General features: G+C 45.8%; 3 protein-coding genes and 2 pseudogenes. 3 read left to right on the forward strand and 2 right to left on the reverse strand.

Annotated elements, in window-relative coordinates; genetic code table 11:
* Positions 1-211: pseudogene (locus PX484_RS03620) on the forward strand (DNA recombination-mediator protein A); the annotation flags it as partial.
* Positions 212-219: 8 nt separating this feature from the next.
* Entirely contained in the window at positions 220-627 is a 408-nt protein-coding gene (locus PX484_RS03625; protein ID WP_002802758.1) for an MAPEG family protein, read from the forward strand.
* A 90-nt stretch (positions 628-717) separates the two neighbouring features.
* Here PX484_RS03625 and PX484_RS03630 read toward each other — a convergent pair whose 3' ends face one another.
* Positions 718-1,758 carry an adenosine deaminase gene (locus PX484_RS03630; RefSeq protein ID WP_045359265.1) on the reverse strand — a complete coding sequence of 347 codons (1,041 nt, stop codon included), beginning with the start codon at positions 1,756-1,758 and terminating at the stop codon, positions 718-720.
* Positions 1,759-2,041: 283 nt separating this feature from the next.
* Between PX484_RS03630 and PX484_RS03635 the strand changes: the two genes are divergently transcribed.
* Positions 2,042-2,872, forward strand: a complete 831-nt coding sequence (locus PX484_RS03635; protein ID WP_287671130.1) for a hypothetical protein — start codon at positions 2,042-2,044, stop codon at positions 2,870-2,872.
* 213 nt (positions 2,873-3,085) lie between these two features.
* Here PX484_RS03635 and PX484_RS03640 read toward each other — a convergent pair.
* Positions 3,086-3,180: pseudogene (locus tag PX484_RS03640) on the reverse strand (alpha/beta fold hydrolase); the annotation flags it as partial.

The following is a 3,180-nucleotide window of genomic DNA, read 5'->3' on the forward strand; positions in this document are numbered from 1 at the left end:
AGAACAACTCCAGCAGGTTATCCATCTGGTGGAATGTCCCGAAAATGACCATCTATCCCTAGGGGAAGCCAGCAGCCTCTGTAATCGCGAGATTATCAATCGTTGTCAACAGTTAATCTGTTTTGCTTTCCACGACAGTCAAACCCTTTTGCAAACCTGCGCGGAAGCGGAAGATCAACGCAAGCTAGTTACCCTATTTTATTTTGACTAAATTCAGCGATGAATCTCTCCGTCAGTGCCATTCTTCTCTATTCGATAGTGGCCGCCGCTATCTCTGTCTATCTACCTTTTCTGCTGGTGGCTTACGCTAGAGCTAAGGTGGGTTACAATACCTCCGCTCCCCGGGCCATGTTCGACCAACTCCCAGACTACGCTAAACGAGCAACTTGGGCCCATCAAAATGGTTTTGAAACCTTTATGATCTATAGTGCCGCTGCTCTCATGGCCTACGTTACAGGAGTCTCCTCATCCCTGGCCGCTAACTGTGCGATCGCTTTCGTGATCCTCCGGCTTTTATTTTCCCTTTTTTATATCACTAATGTCCCGATCGCTCGTTCCCTGATGTTCGGTCTCGGTTCTCTGTGTACTTATACTCTCTTTGGCTTGAGTTTAATCAAGATTCAGTAGAATTCCCCAAACCCCATGCAGGAGAGTCGAAAAACGCTATAGTTCGGGAGCGGCAAAGAAGTTGCTTAACCCGAACTATAGTTAATTCTGTTACTGATAAACCGGTAATTTGGGATTATCCACTGATAACAAACCGGTTAAAAGTGAGGCGGGTTTTTGACTATAGGGCCAGGCAAAAGCATGACGAAAAGCCGCATCTTGACAAGCTTGTAATTGTCGAAAATCGATCACGTCCAGGGTGAGTAAATTTTCGTACTCGAAGGGCAGCCGGACATTGTGTAAACCAGCATTATCGGTACAGATAGCAATATCAACCCCCGCTTCAAAACAGCGATCGAAGACTATCTTTAATTGCGATAAACTTTCGAGGGTGCCAGTTTTTAAATAGGTGGTGGGACAGACTTCTAAACATTGATGACGACGGGCAACTTCCGGCAGCAATTCTGGATATTGTAGAGGAATTTGAATACCGTGACCAATTCTTTGCAGATAGGGCAGTAATTGGGGATAACAACCGTCCTTTGTTTCGTAAAGATGGCCGGTGGTATTTAAACCCTCTTCCCTGGCATAACTGTATAAACCAGCAAATTCCTCTAGTCGAGTTTGGTAGTGGGAATCACCCCCAGCAATATCGATCGCACAGACGTATTCTCTCATCCCTAGGGCCAGATCAACGATCGCTTTGTTGACTTCGTAGGGAAGTCGCGAGTGCATACAGAGAATTTGACTGGTAATGAGCGGATATTCGCTCATTTTCGAGGCTTGACCGACGATTTCGACAATCGATCGCATTTGCTCGATTCGCTCTGTTTGGTTCAAATGTTCGTCGGTGCGATAGTAGGGAGTATAGCGCAATTCTAAATAGGCAAGATTCTCGAAGATGTAAGCGCCGCGAATCAGACGATAGATAAAATAGGGCAAAGTTTGGGCGGTTTGAACACTTTCGACTAGGGTGTGTAATTCCAAATACTCATCTAAACTATTGCGTTCGCGGGTGTAAAATTCCTCAAAAGCGGGATATTCTGGGAATTTAGCCGCTAAATCCCGCTCATGTCTGTGAAAGTAGCGCCAGAGAATTCTCGGTACTACCGATCCCCCTAAATGCCGATGCAAATCCGCGTATAAAGCCACAACTCCGCTGCTCCTTAGTCTCTCAAATGTTCCTTAAATATAACGAAGTTTTACAATTGTTTGACAATTGTTCCCAAATAGTATCAGTACCTAGTCGGTGAACAGTGTAGGGTGTGGGGTGTGGGGTGTGGGGTGTAGGGTGTGGGGTGTGGGGTGTGGGGTGTGGGGTGTGGGGTGTGGGGAGTTTTCTCAGTGAACTGATAACTGATCATTAAGCAGTGATCACTGATCACTGCTTAATGATTTGATAACATGGAGGAAAACCTATAGAGGGTGAAGCGGTATGAGTGACTATAAAGATTCTTCTTCCATGCGCTATTTCTTGGCAGGATTAAAACCCTTTGCCCAACCTTTATTTTGGCTGCCGCTAGGAATATTTTCCCTGGCTCTAATTGGTTTCTCGATATATCAACAGAATCCTGAATGGTTGGGTTCGGTATTAGATACCCCAGGAATGTCCTTGGAGGAACGCGAAATCCAGACTAAGCAGATTACCGATGCTCCTCTCCCCAGTCCTGCAACAATGCCGGCCACTCCTGCCAATAATAATACCGCTCCCCCGAACGAACCGGCCTCGCCGCAGCCTTTTAATCCTTTAAATACTAATCCCAATAACAACCAGAAACCCTCTTTATTCGCCCCGTTAATGCCGCAGACTAAGCAAAATCAGGCACCGAAGGCTAGTAAAACTCTGCAACCGATTCAAGTGCAACCGATTAGTGGCAACAATAGCAATTATCCTTTACAAAGGGAAATCGAAAATCGCTCACGGACTACTAACTTGAATAATTCTCCTAATCTCAACCCCGGGGGCAACCCGAATCAAGTCAACCCCCAAGGAAATTATTCCCCTTATCAACAAAATACTCAGCCCCTACCCTCCTGGAATAATGCCAACCCTAACCCGGTCCCCGGCTCTAGCAACCAATCCAACTATTATCAACCCCCCGTATATCAGGCCCCCGTTTACGGCAGTCAACCTAACGTCACTGGTTATCCCAATCAGGGAATGGCACCCAACAATAATGGCATCCCCAATCAAGTTCCTCCTCAAACTACTAACCGAGGTTTCTCCATCCAACAACCGATTGATACCCGGTCTTCTGGTTACTAGAGGAACTTAGATAGGGTTTGCTGAATAAATCTAAAAACCTTGTTGGATAATATTTTTAGACTTTTTTGAAATCAAAAAGTACCAGCGATTGGAGTGATTGGGGGGAAAAGTCAGGGACTTTTTCCCTGAAAATTAGGTAATTGACCGCCTGAAAATGGGTAAAACCCTACACCCCACACCCTACCCCCACCAACAAACTTTTTGCCGCAAACCCTAGATAGGAGCTTGCAGGAAGTCTAATAAAATCGGATTAACTATTTCTGGAGCTTCATCCTGGGGACAGTGGCCTAAACCAGCTAAGGGGATAA

It is taken from the genome of Microcystis sp. M49636_WE2, assembly GCF_030065375.1.
GTDB lineage: Bacteria > Cyanobacteriota > Cyanobacteriia > Cyanobacteriales > Microcystaceae > Microcystis > Microcystis aeruginosa_C.